The sequence below is a fragment of the Streptomyces sp. NPDC046203 genome, assembly GCF_040646255.1.
Taxonomy (GTDB): Bacteria; Actinomycetota; Actinomycetes; order Streptomycetales; family Streptomycetaceae; genus Streptomyces.
On the sequence record NZ_JBEYZX010000009.1, the window covers coordinates 23,322 to 45,046 of the forward strand.

The window sequence follows — 21,725 nt, forward strand, 5'->3', positions numbered from 1 at the left end:
GGCCGCCGTCCTGCGACCCCTTACGATCGACGGCGTGACATTCCGGACCCGGACCCGGCCCAGGGCGCGCGGCGTGGCCGCGGCGCTGCTCGCCGTGCTGCTCCCGCTCACCGGATGCGCCGCCCCCAAGCCCCCCGCCCCGGACCGTCCCGGCATCCAGCGGCTGCTCGACCAGCGCGCCCGCGCGCTCCTCGCGCGCGACGAGCCGGGCTATCTCGCCGCCGTCGACCCGGCCCTCGTCCCCGCCGCGCGCACCGAGTTCGAACGGCTCGCGGCCGTCCCGCTCGCCGCCTGGAGCTACCGGCTCACCGACGTGGAGCGCACTGGCCCCGGCCGGGTCACCGCCCGCGCCGAACTCGGCTACCGCGTCAAGGGATACGACTCCGGCCCCGTCACGGGCACCCGGGTCCTCGACCTCGCCGACCGCCACGGCCGCTGGTACGTGACCGCCGACCGCGCCACCGACGGCGCCCCGCAGCAGCTCTGGCAGCAGGGCGCGGTCCGCGCCAAGGCGGGCGAGCGCAGCCTGGTCCTCGGCGTGGGCCAGAGCCGGGAGCGGCTCGCCGAGATCGCCGCCGCGGCCGATGCCGCCGTGCCCGCCGCCTCCCGTGCCTGGCCCTCGCCCTGGGCCGGCCGGGTCGTGGTGATCGTCCCGGCGTCCACGAACGCCATGGGCCGGCTGCTCGCCGCGCCCGCGTCCGCGTACCGGGGGATCGCGGCCGTCACCACCGGCGAGGCCGGCGGCGGCCCGAAGGCGCCCGCGGACCGGATCATCGTCAACCCGGAGGCGTACGCGGGGCTCGGCGAGTTCGGCCGGCGTTTCGTGCTCACCCACGAGACCACCCATGTCGCCACCCGTGCCCGCACCACCGCCGCCACCCCGCTCTGGCTCTCCGAGGGCTTCGCCGACTGGGCCGCCTACCGGGGCTCCGGCCGTACACCGGCGGCCGCCGCCCCCGAACTGGCCCGCGAGGTGCTGGCCGGCCGGGTGCCCGCCGCCCTGCCGGACGACAAGGACTTCGCCTTCGGCGGCGGCGCGGGCGAGCTGGCCCGCGCCTACGAGGGCGGCTGGCTGGCCTGCGCGATGATCGCCGACAAGTGGGGCGAGACGGAACTGACCGCGTTCTACGGGGCGGTGGGCAGCCACAAGGAGCGCGCGGGCGCGGTGGAGAAAGCCCTGAACGACGTGCTCGGCGTCACCCCGGAGGAGTTCACGGCGCGCTGGCGGGCGTATCTCGGCGAACGGCTCGGCTGAGCCGGCCGGTCGAGCCTTCCGGTCGGGCGCCGGGCTCTTCGGCGCGCGGTACGGCGTGCGCGGGCCGCGCCTTCGGGCTCAGCGCGCGGAGGCCGGGACCCGGGCGTCCTCGCACGCCGGCGCCCGCTCCGGCGCCCGCCCCGTCACGCGCTCCGGCGCGCGGACCGGCTGGACCGGGACCCGCGCCCCCGAGGCGGCCAGGAGCCGCGGCTCGGTGACCGTCTGGTGCCACAGGATCCGGCACGCCGACACCGAGGCCGCCACCAGCAGCCCGTTGCGGACGAGCAGCAGCGCGATGCCCAGGATGTCGCTGTGCGAGACGTGCGAGAACCACACCGGGAACTCGAACTGGGTCACCGCCGTCGCCCACAGCACCAGATACGCGGGCCGGCGCATCCGGCTCGCCCGGTAGGCCAGGCACACGGCCGCGAGCCCCACCAGCCAGATCATGTACTGGGGGCTGATCACCCGGCTCGTGGTGACGAACAGCAGCACCGCCGTGAAGGCCGCGTCCGCCGTCGTCGTCACCGCGAGGTGCCGGGCCCGCAGCCGCCACAGCAGCAGCCAGCCGAACGCGCCGATCGTCAGCACCATCGCCGCCGTGGACACGACGGGCACCCCGGGGCCGAGGAACTCCATGGAGCCGTAGTTCATCCGCGCCTCGCCCGGCCAGCCGAAGTTACGGGCCACATGGAAGACCAGCGCGCCCAGCGACTCGACCTCCGTGCCCCGGTCCCGCTGGAACCCGAGGAAGGCCAGCGCCCCGGGCGCCGCGAGCGCGCACAGCCCGACCACTCCGGCCGCCGCGCCCGCCGCCGTCGCCCACGAGCGCAGGGTGGCCCGGCCGCGCGGGGTGCCGCTGAGCAGCAGCACCGGCCAGACCTTCAGCGCCGCCCCGAACCCGGCGAGCGCGCCGAGCACGGCCGGGCTGCGCAGGGCCGCGAGCAGCGCGGCGACCGCGACCGCCGTGACCATCAGGTCGTACCTGCTGTACGCGGTCGGCCCGAGCAGCGGCACCCCGGCCAGCCACAGCCAGGCGCCGCGCGAGGAGCGCCCGGGCCGGCGGCCGGTGTACAGCAGCAGCCCGAAGACCAGGGCGTCGCACAGCAGCGAGAGGACGAAGAAGGCGGCGGAGTAGCCGAGGAAGGGCAGCAGCGCGGGGGAGACGATCGCGAGGGCGGCGGCCGGCGGGTACTGCCAGGTGATGTCGTCCAGGGGGTACGTACCGGTCCGCAGGACCTCGTACCAGCCCTGGTAGATCTGCTCGACGTCGCTGGTCACATCGGGGCCGGGGACCACGACGACACGGAAGACGCACAGCAGGAGCAGCAGCCGGGTCAGGCTCCACAGGCCGACGGCCCGCGGCAGTCCGCCGGAGCGCGCCCACGCGACCGCCCGGTTCCGTGCTCCTGTCGTCGCACCCGCACTCGTGCCCGTGCCTATCGCGCCGGCCGTCATCGCTGTTCTGTTCCTGTCCTGTCGGTCCGCGGGCGCGGTGGGGCGGGACTTTCCGGACGCGGCCTGGTGCCGGGCCCGGCGTATGCGCGCGGTACTGTCGGCCACGATGCACAAGACCCTGATCGTAACCAACGACTTTCCGCCACGGCCTGGCGGAATCCAGGCATTCCTGCACAACATGGCGCTGCGTCTCGACCCCGAGCGGGTCGTGGTCTACGCCTCCACGTGGAAGCGGAGCGACGAGGGGAAGGACGCGACCGCCGCGTTCGACCTCGAACAGCCTTTCACGGTGATCCGTGATCGCACCACCATGCTGCTGCCGACCCCCCGCGTCACCGCCCGGGCGACGGCGCTGCTGCGCGAGCACGGCTGTACGTCGGTGTGGTTCGGCGCCGCCGCCCCGCTCGGCCTGATGGCCCCGGCGCTGCGGCGCGCGGGCGCCCGCCGGATCGTCGCCACCACGCACGGGCACGAGGCGGGCTGGGCCCAGCTGCCGGCCGCCCGGCAGCTGCTGCGGCGGATCGGCGAGGGTACGGACACGATCACCTACCTCGGCGAGTACACCCGGTCCCGGATCGCCTCGGCGCTCACCCCGGCCGCCGCGGCGCGTATGACGCAGCTCCCGCCGGGCGTCGACGAGAAGACCTTCCACCCCGGCTCCGGCGGCGCCGAGATCCGCGAGCGGCTCGGGCTCACCGACCGGCCGGTGGTCGTGTGCGTCTCGCGGCTCGTCCCGCGCAAGGGCCAGGACACCCTGATCCTCGCCCTGCCCGAGATCCTGCGCCGGGTCCCGGACGCGGTCCTGCTCATCGTCGGCGGCGGCCCCTACGAGCCGGAACTGCGCCGGCTCGCGGACCGCACCGGCGTGGCCGGCTCCGTACGGTTCACCGGCGCCGTGCCGTGGACGGAACTGCCCGCGCACTACGGGGCGGGCGACGTCTTCGCCATGCCGTGCCGCACCCGGCGCGGCGGCCTGGACGTCGAGGGCCTCGGCATCGTCTACCTGGAGGCGTCCGCGACCGGTCTGCCGGTCGTCGCGGGCGACTCGGGCGGCGCCCCGGACGCCGTCCTCGACGGCGAGACCGGCTGGGTGGTGCGCGGCGGCAGCGCCGAGGAGACCGCCGACCGGGTCGCCACGCTGCTGCTCGACCCGGAGCTGCGCGCGCGGATGGGCGCGCGCGGCCGGGAGTGGGTCGAGGACCGCTGGCGCTGGGACCTGCTGGCGGAGCGGCTGCGCGAGCTGCTTTAGGTGCGTTGTCCGGAGGCGGGCCGTCCGCCCCGCCTCCCGAGGTACTCCGCCGCACCGCGTCCGCGAACGGTCACGACGACGGGCCGGTGCGTCGCACCGGCCCGTCGCAGGGGTACCCGCTGATGTCCGTCAGCGGTCGTGGGTGATCAGCGGAGCCTGGAGCGGCGCTTACGGGTCATGAAAACGACGGCCGCGCCCGCCCCGACCAGCAGGGTGGTGAGGGCGAGGTACAGGCCCGTACGGGACGCGCCCGTGTGGGCGAGGGAGCCCGAGTCGCCGCCGTTCGGGACCGGGCCGGCGGGTGCCGGGGAGGTCGGCGGCACCGACGGTGCCGGTGTCGACGGGGGGCCGGTCGGCGGCACCGAGGTCGTCGGGGTCGGGGTGGGCGTCGGCGGGGTCTTCTCGGGGATGTACACGCCGGCGTCGATCGTGTGGTCGACCTCTCCCGCCTTCGCGGGTGCCGTGACCGGCGCGGATCCGTCGCACAACTGCCCGGTGGTCGGAGGCGTCACATTGGAGTCGTGCGCCCGGTCGTCACCGGCCCTCGGGAGCGTGAAGCGCAGATCGGTGGCCGCCGGCCGGCCGGGCACCTGGCTGGTGTCCGCCGTACACACGTTGAACCGCACGGTGTAGTCGGCACCCGGCGTGAGCTCGTACGCCGCTCCGACCCCGCCGAAGTAGTACTCGCCCGCGGCGTCGGTTTTGGTCGTGGCGACCTGCTTGCCGTCGGCGTCCAGCAGGTCGATCGTGGCGCCCGGCAGCAGCACCTGACCGGGGTCCTGGATGCCGTTGTGGTCACCGTCGAACCAGACCACGTTGCCGATCTGGATCGGCGCGTTCGCCGCGGCGTACGCGATGTCGCCGAGGCCGCCGGCCTTGCCGAACCCGTTTCCGTCGACGAACTGGTACGCGTTGCCGTTCGGGTCGTTGCCCGGGCCGGCCCCGGTGGTGACGTCGTAGAAGCCGGCACCGGCGGTGCTGACGTGGACGGTCGGGTCCATCTGGGTGCTGATGACCCACTGCTGCTGCGGGATGTAGGCGACCGAGCCGAGCGAGGTCTCCTGGTGCAGTCCGCGCTGGTTCGGGGCCGGGGTCGTCGCGCCGGAGAAGAAGTCGCCGGGGAAGTACTCGACGACGCCGTCCGCCTCCTGGCCGTCGTTGGCGGGAGTCGCGTGGTTCGGGCAGTCCTCGGTGCCCTCCCAGGCGTACCCGCCGGTGGGCTTGGCGCAGGCCATGGTGATGTCACCGCCGGCCATGCCGCCCTGCGGGGTGTTCCTGTCGGGCCTCGGGTCGAGCCCGCCGGCGACGTCCATGAGCCGGTCGCGGAAGCCGAGGATCATCGAACCGTCGCGGGCGAAGGCCATACTGGCCAGCTCCGGCTGCGGACCGACCATCGTGGCGCCCACCACGTTGCTGTCCCAGGTCTCCAGGCGGGTGTCCCACGGGTTCCAGAAGCGGGACGCCTCGTGGTCCGGGAAGCCGACGAACACGTCCCCGCGCTCGGCGGTCAGCGGATGGTCCAGCACGGGGGTGAACTTCTTGCCGTCGTACGTGGAGACGACGGCCTTCAGGTCCGCGCGCTTGTGCGTGCTCTCCGCGCTGCACACGCCACCGACGTACAGGGTGTCGTCGCGGACGGCCAGACCGGTCGGCCGCCAGTCGCCGGCCGAGGCACAGCCCGGGTCGGGGATCGGCACCGTGGTCTTCGGCGCCGAGGCGCTCGCCCCGGTGGCGTCGAAGCCGACCAGGCTGCGGGTGAGCATGTTCACCGCGTACAGCGTCGAGCCGTCCTCCGACAGGGCCAGGCCGCCGATGCTCTCCTTGCCCGGCGCGTCGGTGAACCCGGCGTCCTTGAGCATGTTGGCGCTGTCGTGCGCCGTCGCCGTGGCGCCCGGCACCTTCGCGAACAGCGTCGGGGCGCCGCCGCCGTCGGCCGGCACGGTGTAGATCGCGTCGCCGCCCTCCGGCCCGTACGCGGCGAACCGCCGGGCGAAGGCGGCCTGGAACAGCCGCTTGCGGTACTTGTCATAGGCAAGCCCCGTGGTCGTCCCCACCTGCTCCTGCGTGGCGAGCACGGTCGGGCAGGCCTTGTCGGTGGGACAGGTGCCTCGGGAGTCCGTCCCGAACGCCACCAGCGCCCGGGTGTCCTTCGCGCCGGGGCCGGTCTGGACCGGTACGAAGTAACGGGTGTCCGGCAGCGCGTAGTCGGCCGCGTCCCAGACCCCGGTGATCACCGAGTCGTCCTTGCCCTCGGAGACGTCCACGAACGACGTGAAGCTGTCGAAGTGGTTCTCCTCGGTGGAGGCGGGCGCCGCCCGCAGGTAGCGGTCGTACGGCGCCGGGACACTGACGTCGACGCGGTACCGGCCACCGGTCAGTTCGGCCGCCGGGGGTATCACGACCTTGCCGGTGGCGTCCGTGGTGCCGGTGACGTGATGACCGGCCGGGTCGGAGACGTCGACCTTCATCCCCTGCTGCGGCACGTCCATGGTCGTGTTGATCACGCCGGTGCCGAAGAAGTCCCGCAGCACCTGGACCGTCAGTGTGCCGTCGGGGGTGGCGGCGCCGGCCTGCCCGGCGCCTGTCGCGATGGTGCCGGTGGCCCCACCGATCAGTAACAGACCGGACAGCCCCACGCGTGCCAGTCTTGGAATCGCCATGTACGGGCACTCCTCTTTGTCGTCCTATGTCCCTACGGACACAGCAACCGACCGCAATATCCCACAAGTTGACGCACAATCAGGTCGGAAAGCGGAATTTGCCGGTTGGGCCGCCGGGCGACTGTTAGCATCCCGCCGCGTGCGGAGCATAAGGATCAGGCGAGGTCTCCCTGGCGGAGCGGCGGACCGGCACGGGGCGAAGCGGCCCCGGACGCGCTGGATGGCGGCGGGCGCGGGCGTCGCCGTCGCGGCTGCCGTGGCCCTCGGGTTCGCCCTCGCCGGCGACGGCGACGAGCCCGTCACCCGGCGCGCGCTGACCTCGGACGAGGCCGACCGGCTGGCGGTCGCGCGGTTCCGTAACTACGAAGCGGAAGGCCGCGCGGTGACGATCACCGTGCCGGGCGCGGCCGGCGGGCTGGTCGTGACCGGATCCGTCGACTACCGCGCGAAGACGGGGTACGGGGTGGTGCGCGGAACCGGACGCGACGCGTCCGGCGACGGCCTGATCGAGTGGACGGCCGCCACCGTCCGTTTCCACTCCCTGGCGAACGCCCCGGCGACCGCGCCGGCGCCGCCGCCCGCGACCGGCTGGTACGACCGTCCGCTGCGGACGGCCGGCAACACCCTGGACAGTGCGCTGGCCATCGTCCTCGGCCTGGGCGGCGACCGTCCGGACAACGCCCAGCTGCTCCGGCAGAACGGCGCCGCGTGGGTCGGGTCCGGCCAGGCGCGCGGCCGGCGGACGGACATCATGACCGGCCCGGACGCCCGCGGCAGGGCCGGTACGGCGGACAGCGTGCGCTACTGGGTCGGCGAGGACGGCACCATGTACCGGGTGCAGGCCGACGTGGCCTCCGAACCGCGGCCGGTGGTCATCGAGTTCGACACCGGGAAGTACGTCCCGGTCCGCCCGGTGCCGAAGGCGACGCCTGAGCGGTGACCCCGGCACCCGGCCCCCGGCACCTGGAACCCCGTCCCTGTATGTGAGAACGCCCCGGCCTGATCAGGCCGGGGCGTTCTCGTTTACGCGGGTTCTCACATACAGGGACGGGGGCGGACCGTCAGACGGTGTAGATCGCCTCGATCTCGTCGGCGAAGTCCTTCGCCACCACGTTGCGCTTCAGCTTCAGCGACGGGGTGATGTGCCCCGCCTGCTCCGTGAACTGCGAGGACAGGACGCGGAACTTGCGCACCGACTCGGCCTTGGAGACGGCCGCGTTGCCGTCGTCCACCGCCCGCTGGACCTCCGCGAGCAGCTCCGGGTCGTCGCGCAGCGACGCCGCCGTGGCACCGGCCGGCTTGCCGTGCTCGGCCGCCCAGCGGCCCAGGAACTCCTCGTCGAGGGTGACGAGCGCGGCGACGAACGGCCGCCCGTCGCCGACCACCATGCACTCGGCGACCAGCGCGTGGGCGCGGATCCGGTCCTCGATGACGGCCGGGGCGACGTTCTTGCCGCCCGCGGTCACCAGGATCTCCTTCTTGCGGCCGGTGATCGTGAGGTAGCCGTCCTCGTCGAGGGTGCCGATGTCACCGGTGTGGAACCAGCCGTCGGCCAGCGCCTCGGCCGTCGCCGCCTCGTTGTTCCAGTAGCCGGAGAAGAGGTGCTCGCCGTGCAGCAGCACCTCGCCGTCGTCGGCGATCCGTACCACCGAGCCCGGCAGCGGCTGGCCGACCGTACCGATCTTCGGCCGGTCCCACGGGTTGAACGCGGTCGCCGCGCACGACTCGGTGAGGCCGTAGCCCTCCAGGACCGTGAAGCCGATGCCCCGGAAGAAGTGGCCGAGCCGCTCGCCCAGCGGCGCGCCGCCCGAGATCGCGTACTCGCCGCGCCCGCCGAGCACCGCCCGCAGCTTCGTGTAGACGAGCTTGTCGAAGATCTTGTGCTTGATCCGCAGCCCGAGGCCCGGCCCCTGAGGGGTGCTCAGCGCGCGGCTGTACGCGATGGAGGTCTGGGCGGCCTTGTCGAAGATCTTGCCCTTGCCGTCGGCCTGCGCCTTGGCGCGCGCCCCGTTGTAGACCTTCTCGAAGACCCGCGGCACGCCGAGGATCATGGTCGGCTGGAAGGCCGCCAGCTCGTCGGTGAGGTTCTTGATGTCCGGCAGACAGCCCAGCTTGACCGGGGCCATCACACAGGCGATCTCGACGAGCCGGCCGAAGACGTGCGCCGTCGGCAGGAACAGCAGCACCGAGGACTCGTCGGTGCGGAACAGCGGCCTCAGCCGTTCGACGATGTTGCCGCACTCGGCGAAGAAGGCGCGGTGGGTCAGCACGCAGCCCTTGGGGCGGCCGGTGGTGCCCGAGGTGTAGACGATGGTCGCCGGGTCGTCGGCGTTGGCCGCCGACATCCGCTGGTCGAGGGTCTCGTCGGAGACGTCCGCGCCCTCGGCGGTGAGGCTCGCGATCGCGTCGGCGTCGATCTGCCGCACGCTCTTCAGGGCCGGCAGGTTCGCCCGTACCGACTCCACCGACGCCTCGTGCCCGGCGTTCTCCACGAAGGCGAGGGCGGCGCCCGAGTCGCCGAGGATCCACTGGATCTGCTCCGGCGAGCTGGTCTCGTACACCGGCACGGTCACCGCGCCCGCGCTCCAGATGGCGAAGTCGAGCAGCACCCACTCGTAGCGGGTGCGGGACAGCAGGGCGACCCGGTCGCCCGTCTCGATGCCCGCGGCGATCAGACCCTTGGCCACCCCACGGACCTCGGCGAGGAACTGCTTCGCGGTGACGTCGGTCCAGGTGCCCCCCACCTTGTGCCCCAGGACGGCGACATCTGGGTACTGGGCGGCGTTCCGGCGGATGAGATCCGTCAGATTCCCGTCGGCGGGGACCTCGTACAAAGCCGGAAGGCTGAACTCGCGCAAGACTGCTGCTCCTCATCGGGCGCCGGCGCCACGGCTCTGTGTGATGCACCGGTGCGGTCCAAGATCGGGCAGGTGCTCAAGGGTGGGGGTGAGCACGACTGGACTGCCCGGACGTTACCCATCAGTACGTGGTTCCCGATAGGGGGTCCTGGCCAGATGTTCCATGCGTCACACCGCCCTGACGCTCTTGGCCGCAGAGTAGTCGACGGCCTTCCCGACTCCCAAGTAACCGCAGGTCGCGCCTGCCGGAGGGGTGTGGCGGGGTGGCTCCCAGGGGTAAACGGAGCAGGTCATTCCGTAGGGGTACGGAAGGTTCCCGGCACGGCCCCGGGCCGGAAGCGGCCGCATCGGGGGAGGTCCCCTCGCGCCGTACGCCCCCTACCCTGACCCCATGCGGATCAACGTGGTGAGTGATGTGCACGGCAACACGGCGGCCCTCGCCCGCGCCGGGGACGGCGCCGACGCCCTCGTCTGCCTCGGCGACCTGGTGCTCTTCCTCGACTACGCCGACCACAGCCGAGGCATCTTCCCCGACCTCTTCGGCGCCGAGAACGCCGACCGCCTCGTCGCCCTGCGCACCGCCCGCCGCTTCGACGAGGCCCGCGACCTCGGCCGCAGGCTCTGGGACGGCCTCGGCGTCGACCGCGCCGAGGCCATCGAGGCGGGCGTCCGCCGCCAGTACGCCGAAATGTTCGCCGCCTTCCCCACGCCGACGTACGCCACCTACGGCAATGTCGACATGCCCGGCCTGTGGCCCGAGTACGCGGGACCCGGTACCACCGTCCTCGACGGCGGGCGGGCCGAGATCGGCGGCCTCGTCTTCGGGTTCGTCGGCGGCGGACTGCGCACGCCCATGCGCACCCCGTACGAGATCCCCGACGAGGAGTACGCCGCCAAGGTCGAGGCCCTCGGCGAGGTCGACGTGCTCTGCTCGCACATCCCGCCGGACGTGCCCGAGCTGACCTACGACACCGTCGCCCGCCGCTTCGAACGCGGCAGCCGCGCCCTGCTCGACGCCATACGCCGGACCCGGCCGCGCTATGCCCTCTTCGGCCATGTCCACCAGCCGCTCGTGCGCCGGATGCGGATCGGCGCGACCGAGTGCGTGAACGTGGGGCACTTCGCGGCGACCGGCCGCCCGTGGACGCTGGAGTGGTGAGCCGGCCGCCGGAGCGGTGACCGGAGCGGTGACCGGAGCGGTGAGGCGGGTGACTTCGGACGTGGACGCGGCTGCGGCCTCGGCGGCGGTCGCGGGTCCTGCCGGGCCGTGACCGGCCTCGGCCGGAGCGGTGACGGGCGCCCGGGGGCGGCGCGATAGCCTGCTGGCAACACGGATCGCGTCCACACGAGGAGCCCCCGCGATGGCGGAACACACCAGCTCGAGCATCACGATCGAGGCGGCCCCGGCCGAGGTCATGGGCGTCATCGCGGACTTCGCCCGCTACCCCGAGTGGACCGGCGAGGTGAAGGAGGCCGAGGTCCTGAAGACGGACGCGGCCGGCCGCGCCGAGCAGGTCCGGCTCCTCCTGGACGCCGGCGCCATCAAGGACGACCACACCCTCGCGTACACCTGGACCGGCACCGACGAGGTCAGCTGGACGCTGGTCAAGTCCCAGATGCTCCGTGTCCTCGACGGCTCCTACCGGCTCGCCCCGGCGGCCGGCGGCTCCCGCACCGAGGTCACCTACCAGCTGACCGTCGACGTCAAGATCCCCATGCTCGGCATGATCAAGCGCAAGGCCGAGAAGGTCATCATCGACCGCGCCCTCGCGGGCCTGAAAAAGCGCGTCGAATCCGGGAAGTGACCGGGGGCCCCTTACCGGCCCGGCCCTGATCGGTCCGGCCCAGTCCTGATCGGCCCGGCCCGGCCTGGCTCGGCGGGGGAGCGGGCCGCGGACGGTCCTGAGGGCCTCCGAAGGGGAACCGGGCCGCGAGCCGGGCGGGGCCGCCGGTACGGTTCGGCGCATGCGGATCATTCTTGTCACCGGTACGGGCGGCGCCGGGCGGAGCACCGTGGCCGCGGGCACCGCGCTCGCCGAGGCACGGGCGGGCCGGCGGGTGCTGCTCGTCACCGCCGCGTCCCGGGGAGCGGCGAGCGGCGCGGCGGATGGTGTGGCCGACGGCGCGGTGGGTGGCGGTACGGACGGCGCGGTCGGACTGCTCGCCGGCGGGGCCGGAGCCCCGGCGGGCCGCCCGCACCCGGTCCCGCTGGACACCCCGGCCACCGCTCCCGGCGGCGGCGAAACGTTCCACGGCGCCCGGACCGGCAGCCTGCACCTCCTGGTCCCCGACCCCGCCGGCGACTTCCGGCGCGAGTTCCTCGGCTTCCAGGACCGCTCGCAGACCGCGCTCGACCTGCTCGGCGCCACCCCCTTCGAGGAGGCCGAGCTGACCGAACTGCCCGGCAGCGGACAGGTCGCGCTGCTCCGGGCGGTACGCGACGCCGCCGCCGGGAACTGGGACCTCGCCGTCGTCGAGCTGCCCCCGGTCACCGAGGCCCTCGCCCTGCTCGCGCTGCCCGAGCAGCTCCGCCGCTATCTGCGCCGGCTCCTGCCCGCCGAACGCCAGGCCGCCCGCGCGCTGCGCCCGATGCTCGCCCAGCTGGCCGGCGTACCCCTGCCCGCGCAGTGGCTGTACGAGACCACCGCCCGCTGGGAGGCGGAACTCGCCGCCGTCCAGGACGTGATCGACTCCCCGGACACCGTCGTCCGGCTCGTCCTCGAACCGGGCCCCGCCGCCACCGGCACCCTGCGCACCGCCCGCCTCGGCCTCGCCCTCCAGGGCCTCGCCCTGGACACGGTCGTCGCCAACCGGGTGCTGCCGGCCGGCTCGTCCGACCCCTGGTTCGCCGGCCTCGCCGCCGAACAGCACCGCCACCTGGCCGCCCTGCGCGACGAACACCCCGGTCTGCGCGAGCTGCCGCACCTCGGACGCGCCCCGCGCGGCCTCGACGACCTCGCCCTGCTCGCCACGACCGGCGCCGCGGGGACGGGGGGCCCGGGCTCGGGGCTTGCCGCCGCCGTACCGCCGGTGCGGACCGTCGAGGACCGGCGCGCCGAGGACGGCATCCTGGTCTGGCACGTCCCGCTGCCCGGAGCCGTCAAGGACGGGCTCGGCCTGGTCCGGCGCGGCGACGAGCTGCTGCTCTCCGTCGGCCCGTTCCGGCGCGCCCTGCCGCTGCCTGCGGCGCTGCGCCGCTGCACGGTCACCGGCGCCGGGCTCGTCGACGGCGACCTGCGGATCCGCTTCGCCCCGGACCCGGGACTCTGGCCGGCCGGTACGCGCTGAGGGCCGGTAGGCGCTGGGGGGAGGGGGCGGCTCGGGTCGGGTCGGGTCGGGTCGGGTGGAGCCTGGGCGGCTCGATCCGGCCGTTCCGTTCCGTAGCGCGGCGGACCGTTGCGGCGACGGCCGGGTCGGCACTCTCCTGGAGCCGCCCGCCCGGCGTGTACCGTCGATCGTAGAGACGTAAGGAGGAGGCCATGAGCGAGAGCGACCCGGACGCCTGGGCCCAGGCGTGCGCCGAGGATCTGGAGGCCGAGAAGGCCCGCCGCCGCGCCCGGCGCGGCGAGGAGCCCGGCTCCCCGGCGGAGGAGTTCCGCAAGCTCTTCGAGGCCGTCGCCGACAAGCTCTCCGGGAGCTTCGGCGGCACGCTCGGCGGCGCCGCCGCGGGGCAGGCCGCGGCCACCGTCCAGCAGGTCGTCCACCAGGCCAAGGCGCTGGTGGAGCCCGTCATCGAACGCAACCCGCAGGTCTTCGACCACCTCGCCGCCGCCGGCGGCGAACTGCTCGCCGCCTACCGCTCGGCCGTCCAGGGCCAGGAGGCCCGCTGGACCCGGGGCGACACCCGCGAGGCCAACGAGGCGGGCGCGTCCCGCCCGGCCGGTACGGACAACCCCCACGACGCCCACGACGCCCACACCGACAAGGGCGACAAGGGCGACAAGGGCGGCGCGAGCGGTGCGGGTGGCACGAAGAGCGGGCAGGGCACTTCGGGTACGGAAGGCGCCTCGGGTCCGCAGGGCCGGAGCGACGGCCCCGACGGCCCCGGCGGGCCGGACGACGACGGCCCCGCGACCGGGCAGCACATCGACCTCGACTGAGCCCGTCCGCGCAGCCCGGAGCGGCCCTCCGCCTCGGGTACGGTGATCCTCGCGGGGCTCCACCGGAACTGAGGGACACATGGGACTCACCATCGGCGTCGACATCGGCGGCACGAAGATCGCGGCCGGCGTGGTCGACGAGGAGGGCAACATCCTCGGCACGCACACCGTGCCCACGCCGCCCACCCCCGAGGGCATCGTCGACGCCATCTGCGCCGCCGTCTCCGAGGCGGGCAAGGGCCACTCGATCGAGGCCGTCGGCATCGGAGCCGCCGGCTACGTCGACGACAAGCGCGCCACCGTGCTGTTCGCCCCCAACATCGACTGGCGGCACGAGCCGCTGAAGGACAAGGTCGAACAGCGCGTCGGCCTCCCCGTCGTCGTCGAGAACGACGCCAACGCCGCCGCCTGGGGCGAATACCGCTTCGGCGCGGGCCAGGGCCACGAGGACGTCATCTGCATCACCCTCGGCACCGGCCTCGGCGGCGGCATCATCATCGGCAACAAGCTGCGCCGCGGCCGCTTCGGCGTGGCCGCCGAGTTCGGCCACATCCGGGTCGTCCCCGACGGCCTGCTGTGCGGCTGCGGCAGCCAGGGCTGCTGGGAGCAGTACGCCTCCGGCCGTGCCCTCGTCCGCTACGCCCGCCAGCGCGCCCTGGCCACCCCCGAGAACGCCGAGGTGCTCCTCGGCCTCGGCGACGGCACCCCCGAGGGCATCCAGGGCCGGCACATCAGCGAGGCCGCCCGGGCCGGCGACCCGGTCGCCATCGACTCCTTCCGCGAGCTGGCCCGCTGGGCCGGCGCCGGTCTCGCGGACCTGGCGTCGCTCTTCGACCCGTCGGCGTTCATCGTCGGCGGCGGTGTCTCCGACGAGGGCGAGCTGGTCCTGGACCCGATCCGCAAGTCCTTCCGGCGCTGGCTGGTCGGCGGCCGGCACCGGCCGCACGCCCAGGTCCTCGCCGCGCAGCTCGGCAACAAGGCCGGTCTGGTCGGTGCCGCCGACCTGGCCCGCCAGGGCTGAGCCCCGCCGCCCCCGCCGTACGACCCTCGCGCCCCGCGCGCGCCCCTTGGGTGACCCTCGTGCCCGTCGTGCCCTCTGTGGCGCGGCGGGCACGCCGTCTATCGTGACCGGCATGGCGATCAGCGCGCGGAGCGGCCTTGCCGGATTGCCCGGCTCCCGTACCGAGCCGGACGGCTCGGCCGTCGTTCGGATCCTCTCCTACAACGTGCGCTCGATGCGCGACGACGAGGACGCCCTCGCCCGGGTGATCCGGGCCTGCGCCCCCGATCTGGTCTTCGTGCAGGAGGCCCCGCGCTTCTTCCGCTGGCGCACGCACGCGGCCCGGCTCGCCGCGAAGAGCGAGCTCGTCGTCCTGACCGGCGGCGCGACCGCCGCCGGTCCCCTGCTGCTGTGCTCGCCGCGCGCCACCGTGGAAAGCGCCGAGGACCTGCTCCTGCCCCTCACCCCGGGCCTCCACCGGCGCGGTCTGGCGACCGCAGTCGTCCGCTTCGGCGGTGCGCGGCTGGGGCTCGTCAGCTGTCATCTGAGCCTGGACGCGGACGAGCGCGACACCCAGGCGGGCCTGCTCCTGGACCGGGTGGCCGCGCTCGGCACCCCGTACGCGATCGTCGCCGGCGACCTCAACGAACGCCCCGGCGGCCGGGCCTGGACCCGGCTGACCAAGGAACTGCGGGACGGCCACGAGGCCGCCCCCTGGGGCACCGGCGCCACCTTTCCGGTCACCGCGCCCGACCGCCGGATCGACGCCGTCCTCGCCACCCCGGGCATCGAGTTCCTGGCCTGCGGCGTCCCACCGGACCTCGACCCCGCCGACCTGTGCGCGGCGACGGATCACCTGCCGTTGGTGGCGGTGGTCCGGGTTCCGGGGGTGCCCGCCTCGCGGCCCGGGGCGTGGTGACCCGGTGTGCTCGGCGCCCGGACCGGCCGGGGTGCCCCGTCGGTGGCCGGAGGCCGCCGCAGCTGCCCGAAGCCCGTGAGGCGCCCCGGCGCCGAGTGGTGCGAGTGGGAGCGTCGGGAGGCCCAGCTCACCTGCCGTTGGTGGCGGTGGTCCGGATTCCGGGGGTGGGCGGGTGACGGCCGGTGGCCGGAGGCCGCCGCAGCTGTCCGAAGCCCGCGAGGCGCCCCGGCGCCGAACAGCGCGAGGAGGGCGTCCAGAAGCTAGACGACCGCGCCCCGGCCCGGGTCGTCGAAACCGTCCTCGTCCTCGTCGTCGCCCTTCATCCGGGCCACCAGCGTCACGAACCCGCCCAGGAAGCCGCCCACGCACAGCGTGGTCAGCCACCAGGTCATGTCCCACTGGAGCAGCACCGCGAGCAGCATCAGGACCGGGCCGCCCGCGGCGGCCAGCCACGCGAACTTGGTCGTCGTGTCGGCCTCCGGCAGCGGCGGCGGCTCCGGCGGGACGAAATGGCCCTCGTCGGGTTCGGCCGGCGAGTAGTCCCGGGGGCCGCCCGGCCCCACGCCCGGCGCGAACACGATCGACGAACCGAGCGCCGGCTTCCCGGGCTCGTCCGGCGCCGCCGGACGACGGAACTTGTCCGGCTTCTCCGCCGCCTCCGAGGAGGAGTCCGCGCGCCCTTCGGCCCGCCCCTCCGCCCCGCCCCCCTTGCCGTCGCCGTCGCCCCGGCCGTCGTCCTCACGCCCGTCCGAAGCCGCCCGTTCCGCTCCGGACGCGGCTCCGGAGGCAGCCCCGGACGACGCTCCGGAAGCCGTCCCGGGCGTCGCCCTGTCTCCAGGCGTCCCCGTGCTTCCCGTGTTTCCTGTGCTTCCCGAAGCCCCCTTGCCCCCGGCCGTCGTCCCCTCGTCCCCGGGCAGGTCCGGCAGCGCCAGATCCTCCACCCGGCGGAAGGGCCGTGCCCCCGGCGGGTCCGCCGGCTCCTCCCCGTACCCCGCGACGATCGCCGCCCAGGCCGCCTCCTCGTCGATGGGCTGCGGCTCCCGCTCCCCGTCCTGCTGCTCAGCCACCGCTCGCGATTCCCTTCTCGCCTGCCACTTCCGGAGCGAGCCTGGCCATGAACGCCCAGCTCTCCTCGAAGATCCGCTCCGCGTCATGGTCCAACGTCGCCACGTGGTAGCTCTGTTCCAGCAGGATTTCCCGGACGTCGGTCGACGACACCCGGCTGAGCACCCGAGCCGAGTCGGCCGGCGGGACGACATGGTCCTGCGGGCTGTGCAGAAGCAGCAGGGGACAGGTGACCTGCGGCAGCTCCCCGTCCACGACCTGGAAGAAGCGCCGCAGCGAGTACGCCGCGTGCAGCGGCACCCGGGGGTAGCCGACCTCGTCCACGCCCGGCTTCGCGATGTCGCTGGCGATGCCCGCGACGGACGGCACCAGGTGCCGGACCACCGGCAGCGCCTTCGCCGCGAGGCCGTGCACCTTGTTCCCCGGGTTCACGAGCACGATCCCGGCGACCGCGTCGCCGTGCCGCGCCGCGAGCCGCAGGGTCAGGGCGCCGCCCATCGACAGCCCCATGACGAAGACCCGCGAGCAGCGCTCGGTCAGCTCCAGCAGCGCGCGTTCCACCTCCGCGTACCAGTCGTGCCAGGTCGTGAGCTGCATGTCCTGCCAGCGGGTGCCGTGACCCGGCAGCAGCGGCAGCGACACCGTCAGCCCCTGCGCGGCCAGGAACTCGGCCCAGGGGCGCATCGACTGCGGGGAACCGGTGAAGCCGTGACAGAGGAGTACGCCGACCTCTCCGCCCTCATGGCGGTACGGCTCGGCTCCAGGAAGGACCGGCACGGGGTCTCCTGTTCGGGTTCGACATGGAAGAAGGGCTTTCACCGTACGCGACCGGACCGACACCGACCAGGGCCGTTCGCGGGCGGGCATGGACGCCTGTGGCCGCCCGGCCCGCCGCCCAGGGGATAAAGTCGTCGTGACGGCGCGCAGTGGAGCGTGGCGGCACACGGAAGGCATGGAGAGTTGATCTACGGCGCAATGAAGTTCTCCCTCGGCGGGTCCCTGAAGCTCGCCTTCAGGCCCTGGGTCGAGGGCCTGGAGAACGTACCCGCCGAAGGCCCGGCCATCCTCGCGAGCAACCACCTGTCCTTCTCCGACTCCTTCTTCCTGCCCGCGGTGCTCGACCGCAAGGTGACCTTCATCGCCAAGGCGGAGTACTTCACCACCCCCGGCGTCAAGGGCCGGCTGACCGCCGCCTTCTTCAAGGGCGTCGGCCAGCTCCCGGTGGACCGCTCGGGTGCGCGGGGCGCGGGCGAGGCGGCGATCAAGGCCGGTATCGAGGTCATCGAGAGCGGCGGTCTGTTCGGCATCTACCCCGAGGGCACCCGTTCGCCCGACGGCCGGCTCTACCGGGGCAAGCCCGGCGGCCTCGCGCGCGTGGCGCTCGCCACCGGCGCGCCGGTGATCCCGGTCGCCATGATCGACACGGAGAAGATCCAGCCGCCCGGCAAGGTCCTGCCCAAGCTGATGCGCCCGGGCATCCGGATCGGCAAGCCGCTGGACTTCAGCCGCTACCAGGGCATGGACGGCGACCGTTTCATCCTGCGCTCGGTGACCGACGAGGTCATGTACGAGATCATGAAGCTGTCCGGCCAGGAGTACGTGGACATCTACGCGACGGCCGCCAAGCGCCAGATGGCGGAGGCCGAGAAGGCCGCCAAGCAGGCCGTGAAGGAAGAGATCGCGGCACGCGAGGACTCCGGCGCCTGACCCCGGCAGGGGTACGTCGGGGGTACGTGCGGGGGTACGTACGAGGGTGCGCCCCGGGGCTCACGGGCCGAGCCGAGGCAGTGGACCGGCGGACCGGCGGACCCACGAAGCGACGGGCTTACGGGCTCACGGAGTGACGGGGGCGACGATGGCCAGGCGCGAACAGGTCGTACGCATGTCGGTCGAACAACCGCTGTGGCGCGCGCTCACCGCGTACCGCGTCCTCACCCTCGTCTACGCCCTGCTGCTGGCCTTCTTCGGCCGCGCCCGCTACGAGCATCCCGCGGTCGCGGCCGGCTATCTCGCCGTCCTGGCCGTATGGACCCTGGCCACCCTGCCCCGGGTGGCCAACGCGGCGAGCTGCACCAAGCGCTTCCTCGCCGCCGACCTCGCCGTCGCCCTCACCGGCATCCTGCTGACCCCGGTCGCCGACCTCCAGGCGCAGTCCGTCGACGGGCCCACCCTGCCGTCGATATGGACCGCCGGCGCCGTCCTCGCGTACGCGATCAAGGGCGGCTGGCGCTGGGCCGCCGTCGCCTCCACCCTCGTCGGCGTCGCCAACCTCGTCGAACGCGCCCATCCCAGCCGGGACACCCTGCACAACGTGCTCCTCGTGTGGGTCGCCTCCATCGGCATCGGCTACGTGGTCCAGATCGCCCGCGCCTCCGAACGGACCCTGGCCCGCGCCCTGGAGATCGAGGCCGCGACCCGCGAACGGGAACGGCTCGCCCGGGACATCCACGACAGCGTGCTCCAGGTGCTCGCCATGGTGCAGCGGCGCGGTACGGCGCTCGGCGGCGAGGCCGCCGAGCTGGGCCGGATGGCGGGCGAGCAGGAGATCGCGCTGCGCACCCTGGTCGCGGGCGGGCTCGTGCGGCCCTCCCATGTCTCCGAGGACGAGTCGGCGGGTGCCGTCGTCCGGATCGTGGAGTCGTCGGAGGGAGCAGCGGGTCCGGAGGGGCCGGAGGGTCTCGGTGGAGGAGCGGGGGAGGCCGGCGAGATCGATCTGCGCATGCTGCTCGCCCCGCGCGCCGGCGCCCGGATCACTCTCGCCGACCCCGGCGCCCCCGTCCCGCTGGCGGCCCCGGCCGCCCGTGAACTGGCCGCCGCCGTCGGCGCCGCCCTGGACAACGTACGGGTGCACGCGGGCGAGGGCGCCCGCGCCTGGATCCTGGTAGAGGACTGGGGCGACGAGGTGATCGTGACCGTACGCGACGACGGCCCCGGCATCCCCGAGGGCCGGCTCGCCCAGGCCGAGGGCGAGGGCCGGATGGGCGTCGCGCTGTCCATCCGGGGCAGACTGCGGGACCTCGGCGGCAGCGCCGAACTGATCTCGGTACCCGGTCAGGGCACCGAAGTGGAACTGAAGGTCCCGCGCACGCCACGGGACCAGCTCGAACAGCGGGACCAGCGGGAACAACGGGGGAAGGCATGAGCGACGTGGACGAGCGGCAGCCTCGGGCGGCGGCACACGGCACCGGCGGACCGGCCGGACAGGGGAGTGGACAGCCCGGACCGGCGGGGCGGTACGACGGCCGGCCCGGACCTGCGGGGCCGAGCGGTGCGCCGGCCGGGCAGGACCGGTCCGAGCGGCCGATCCGGGTCATGGTCGTCGACGACCACCCGATGTGGCGGGACGCCGTCGCCCGCGACCTCGCCGAGGCGGGCCTGGACGTGGTCGCCACCGCCGGCGACGGCGAGCAGGCCGTCCGCCGGGCCGCCGCCGCCGCCCCCGACGTCCTCGTCCTCGATCTGAACCTGCCGCTCAAGCCGGGCGTCCGGGTCTGCAAGGAGCTGGTCGCCGCCGACCCGCGCCTGCGCGTCCTGGTCCTGTCGGCCAGTGGCGAGCACGCCGACGTCCTGGAGGCGGTGAAGTCCGGCGCCACCGGCTATCTGCTGAAGTCGGCCAGTACGGAGGAACTGCTCGACGCGGTCCGCCGTACCGCCGTGGGCGACCCCGTCTTCACCCCCGGCCTGGCCGGTCTGGTCCTTGGTGAGTACCGGCGGCTCGCCGCCACGCCCGCCCGGACCTCCGGCGCCGCCGCCGCGCCGGACGCGCCCCGGCTCACCGACCGGGAGACCGAGGTGCTGCGCCTGGTCGCCAAGGGCCTGAGCTACAAGCAGATCGCCGAACGGCTCGTGATCTCGCACCGCACGGTGCAGAACCACGTCCAGAACACCCTCGGCAAACTCCAGCTGCACAACCGCGTGGAACTCGTCCGGTACGCCATCGAGCGCGGCCTCGACGAGGCCTGAGGGCACGCCGGAACGGCTCCGCGCTCCCCGGGCCCTGTCCCTGGGCCCGGATCCGCCCGGGCCCTTATATTCGCCCCTGGGGGCCCGTGGACACCCCGGGCCCCGTGAGAACAGCGGCACGACCCGGCGGAGCAACCGGAGGGGCCTGTGGAGATCCTGGCGTTCGGCGTCCAGGCGGACGAGAAGCCGCTCATCGAGCGGGCCTTCGCGGGCCATCACGAGGTCCGCTGTCTGGATGTCTTCCTCAGCGCGGACACCGCGCCCATCGCCGCCGGATACGAGGTCGTCTCGACCAGCGTCAACGCCAGCCTCGACCACCGGGTGCTCCAGACCCTGGCGGCCGGCGGCACCCAGATGGTCGCCCAGCGGTCCACCGGCTTCAACAACATCGACCTGGAGGTGGCCGAGCGCCTGGGCCTCACCGTCGCCCGGGTCTCGGCGTACTCCCCGTACTCCGTCGCCGAGTTCGCCTGGACCCTGGCCATGGCCGTCAACCGGCGGATCGTCCGGGCCTCCATCCGGACCCGCGACTTCGACTTCCGGCTCGACGGACTGATGGGCCGCGATCTGCACGGCCGCACCGCCGGGATCGTCGGCACCGGCAAGATCGGCGAGGCGTTCACCCGGATCGCCCATGGCTTCGGCATGCGGCTGCTCGGCTGGGACCTGGCCGAGAACCCCGCCTGCCGGGAGCTCGGCATGACGTACGTGGACAAGGAACGGCTGTTCGCGGAGGCCGATCTGATCAGCCTGCACGTCCCGCTGCTCCCCGACACCCACCACCTCGTCGACGCGGCGACCCTGCGGTCGATGAAGGACGACGCCATCCTGGTGAACTCCAGCCGAGGCGGTCTCGTCGACACCGAGGCCCTGGTCGGCGAGCTGCGCGCGGGCCGCTTCACCGGGGTCGGTCTCGACGTCTACGAGGCCGAGGCCGGCCTCTTCTTCCTCGACAAGTCCCTCGCGGGCGTCGCGGACGACACCCTCGCCCGGCTGATGACCTTCCCGAACGTCCTGGTCACCTCGCACCAGGCGTACTACACCGCCGAGGCGGTCGGCCAGATCATCGACACCACGGTGAAGAACGTCCTCGACTACCTGGCCGGCCGGCGCGGCGAGAACGTCCTGGTCCCGCGTCTCGCCCCGCAACCGTCGACTACCGAGGCTTGACCTCAAGCTTGCTTGAGGTCACAGACTC

Annotated in this window: 17 protein-coding genes and 1 pseudogene; 13 read left to right on the forward strand and 5 right to left on the reverse strand. The window is 73.9% G+C overall.

Annotated elements, in window-relative coordinates; all coding sequences use genetic code 11:
• The first annotated feature begins 34 nt into the window (after nucleotides 1–34).
• On the forward strand, nucleotides 35–1,255 hold the full coding sequence (locus ABZ990_RS10145; RefSeq protein WP_361228201.1) for a hypothetical protein: 1,221 nt from the start codon (nucleotides 35–37) through the stop codon (nucleotides 1,253–1,255).
• A gap of 78 nt (nucleotides 1,256–1,333) precedes the next feature.
• Here the strand turns inward: ABZ990_RS10145 and ABZ990_RS10150 are convergent, their stop codons facing one another.
• Nucleotides 1,334–2,713: a glycosyltransferase family 87 protein gene (locus ABZ990_RS10150; RefSeq protein WP_361228203.1), complete on the reverse strand. Its 1,380-nt coding sequence runs from the start codon at nucleotides 2,711–2,713 to the stop codon at nucleotides 1,334–1,336.
• 106 nt (nucleotides 2,714–2,819) lie between these two features.
• On the opposite strand from ABZ990_RS10150, the gene ABZ990_RS10155 reads away from it, so the two are divergent.
• Entirely contained in the window at nucleotides 2,820–3,962 is a 1,143-nt protein-coding gene (locus tag ABZ990_RS10155; protein ID WP_361228206.1) for a glycosyltransferase family 4 protein, read from the forward strand.
• 146 nt (nucleotides 3,963–4,108) lie between these two features.
• Here ABZ990_RS10155 and ABZ990_RS10160 read toward each other — a convergent pair whose 3' ends face one another.
• Nucleotides 4,109–6,622, reverse strand: a complete 2,514-nt coding sequence (locus ABZ990_RS10160) for an SdrD B-like domain-containing protein (protein WP_361228209.1) — start codon at nucleotides 6,620–6,622, stop codon at nucleotides 4,109–4,111.
• 220 nt (nucleotides 6,623–6,842) lie between these two features.
• Between ABZ990_RS10160 and ABZ990_RS10165 the strand changes: the two genes are divergently transcribed.
• Nucleotides 6,843–7,562, forward strand: coding sequence for a hypothetical protein (locus ABZ990_RS10165; RefSeq protein WP_361228660.1), 720 nt, complete (start codon nucleotides 6,843–6,845; stop codon nucleotides 7,560–7,562).
• Between the two features lie 121 nt (nucleotides 7,563–7,683).
• On the opposite strand, the gene ABZ990_RS10170 is transcribed toward ABZ990_RS10165, so the two are convergent.
• Nucleotides 7,684–9,480 carry an AMP-dependent synthetase/ligase gene (locus ABZ990_RS10170; RefSeq protein ID WP_361228212.1) on the reverse strand — a complete coding sequence of 599 codons (1,797 nt, stop codon included), beginning with the start codon at nucleotides 9,478–9,480 and terminating at the stop codon, nucleotides 7,684–7,686.
• A 391-nt stretch (nucleotides 9,481–9,871) separates the two neighbouring features.
• Between ABZ990_RS10170 and ABZ990_RS10175 the strand changes: the two genes are divergently transcribed.
• The 6 genes and pseudogenes from ABZ990_RS10175 (at nucleotide 9,872) to ABZ990_RS10200 (ending at nucleotide 15,499) form a co-directional block, all read left to right on the forward strand.
• Nucleotides 9,872–10,639 (forward strand): metallophosphoesterase, encoded by a 768-nt coding sequence (locus ABZ990_RS10175; RefSeq protein ID WP_361228215.1) that lies wholly within the window; start codon nucleotides 9,872–9,874, stop codon nucleotides 10,637–10,639.
• Between the two features lie 202 nt (nucleotides 10,640–10,841).
• Complete coding sequence (locus tag ABZ990_RS10180) at nucleotides 10,842–11,285, forward strand: SRPBCC family protein (RefSeq protein ID WP_361228217.1); 444 nt, start codon at nucleotides 10,842–10,844, stop codon at nucleotides 11,283–11,285.
• A gap of 160 nt (nucleotides 11,286–11,445) precedes the next feature.
• Nucleotides 11,446–12,768 carry an ArsA-related P-loop ATPase gene (locus ABZ990_RS10185; protein ID WP_361228220.1) on the forward strand — a complete coding sequence of 441 codons (1,323 nt, stop codon included), beginning with the start codon at nucleotides 11,446–11,448 and terminating at the stop codon, nucleotides 12,766–12,768.
• A 191-nt stretch (nucleotides 12,769–12,959) separates the two neighbouring features.
• Nucleotides 12,960–13,463 (forward strand): annotated as a pseudogene (locus ABZ990_RS10190) (DUF5304 family protein); the annotation flags it as partial.
• A 196-nt stretch (nucleotides 13,464–13,659) separates the two neighbouring features.
• Nucleotides 13,660–14,601 carry an ROK family glucokinase gene (locus tag ABZ990_RS10195; protein ID WP_361228223.1) on the forward strand — a complete coding sequence of 314 codons (942 nt, stop codon included), beginning with the start codon at nucleotides 13,660–13,662 and terminating at the stop codon, nucleotides 14,599–14,601.
• 112 nt (nucleotides 14,602–14,713) lie between these two features.
• Nucleotides 14,714–15,499: an endonuclease/exonuclease/phosphatase family protein gene (locus tag ABZ990_RS10200; RefSeq protein WP_361228226.1), complete on the forward strand. Its 786-nt coding sequence runs from the start codon at nucleotides 14,714–14,716 to the stop codon at nucleotides 15,497–15,499.
• Between the two features lie 260 nt (nucleotides 15,500–15,759).
• Here ABZ990_RS10200 and ABZ990_RS10205 read toward each other — a convergent pair whose 3' ends face one another.
• Nucleotides 15,760–16,566, reverse strand: a complete 807-nt coding sequence (locus ABZ990_RS10205; RefSeq protein WP_361228229.1) for a hypothetical protein — start codon at nucleotides 16,564–16,566, stop codon at nucleotides 15,760–15,762.
• A complete protein-coding gene (locus ABZ990_RS10210; protein WP_361228232.1) occupies nucleotides 16,559–17,341 on the reverse strand; it encodes an alpha/beta fold hydrolase in 783 nt (260 codons plus the stop codon). Before ABZ990_RS10210 ends, ABZ990_RS10205 begins: the two co-directional genes overlap by 8 nt.
• 183 nt (nucleotides 17,342–17,524) lie before the next feature.
• On the opposite strand from ABZ990_RS10210, the gene ABZ990_RS10215 reads away from it, so the two are divergent.
• From ABZ990_RS10215 to ABZ990_RS10230, 4 genes are all read left to right on the forward strand, one after another.
• The gene (locus ABZ990_RS10215; protein ID WP_361228236.1) at nucleotides 17,525–18,271 is read left to right on the forward strand and encodes a lysophospholipid acyltransferase family protein; all 747 of its coding nucleotides are present in this window, start codon (nucleotides 17,525–17,527) and stop codon (nucleotides 18,269–18,271) included.
• A gap of 148 nt (nucleotides 18,272–18,419) precedes the next feature.
• Nucleotides 18,420–19,706: a DUF5931 domain-containing protein gene (locus tag ABZ990_RS10220; protein WP_361228240.1), complete on the forward strand. Its 1,287-nt coding sequence runs from the start codon at nucleotides 18,420–18,422 to the stop codon at nucleotides 19,704–19,706.
• 170 nt (nucleotides 19,707–19,876) lie between these two features.
• Nucleotides 19,877–20,527, forward strand: coding sequence for a response regulator transcription factor (locus ABZ990_RS10225; RefSeq protein ID WP_361228662.1), 651 nt, complete (start codon nucleotides 19,877–19,879; stop codon nucleotides 20,525–20,527).
• Nucleotides 20,528–20,674: 147 nt separating this feature from the next.
• The gene (locus ABZ990_RS10230; protein WP_361228242.1) at nucleotides 20,675–21,697 is read left to right on the forward strand and encodes a 2-hydroxyacid dehydrogenase; all 1,023 of its coding nucleotides are present in this window, start codon (nucleotides 20,675–20,677) and stop codon (nucleotides 21,695–21,697) included.
• Nucleotides 21,698–21,725 lie beyond the last annotated feature (28 nt).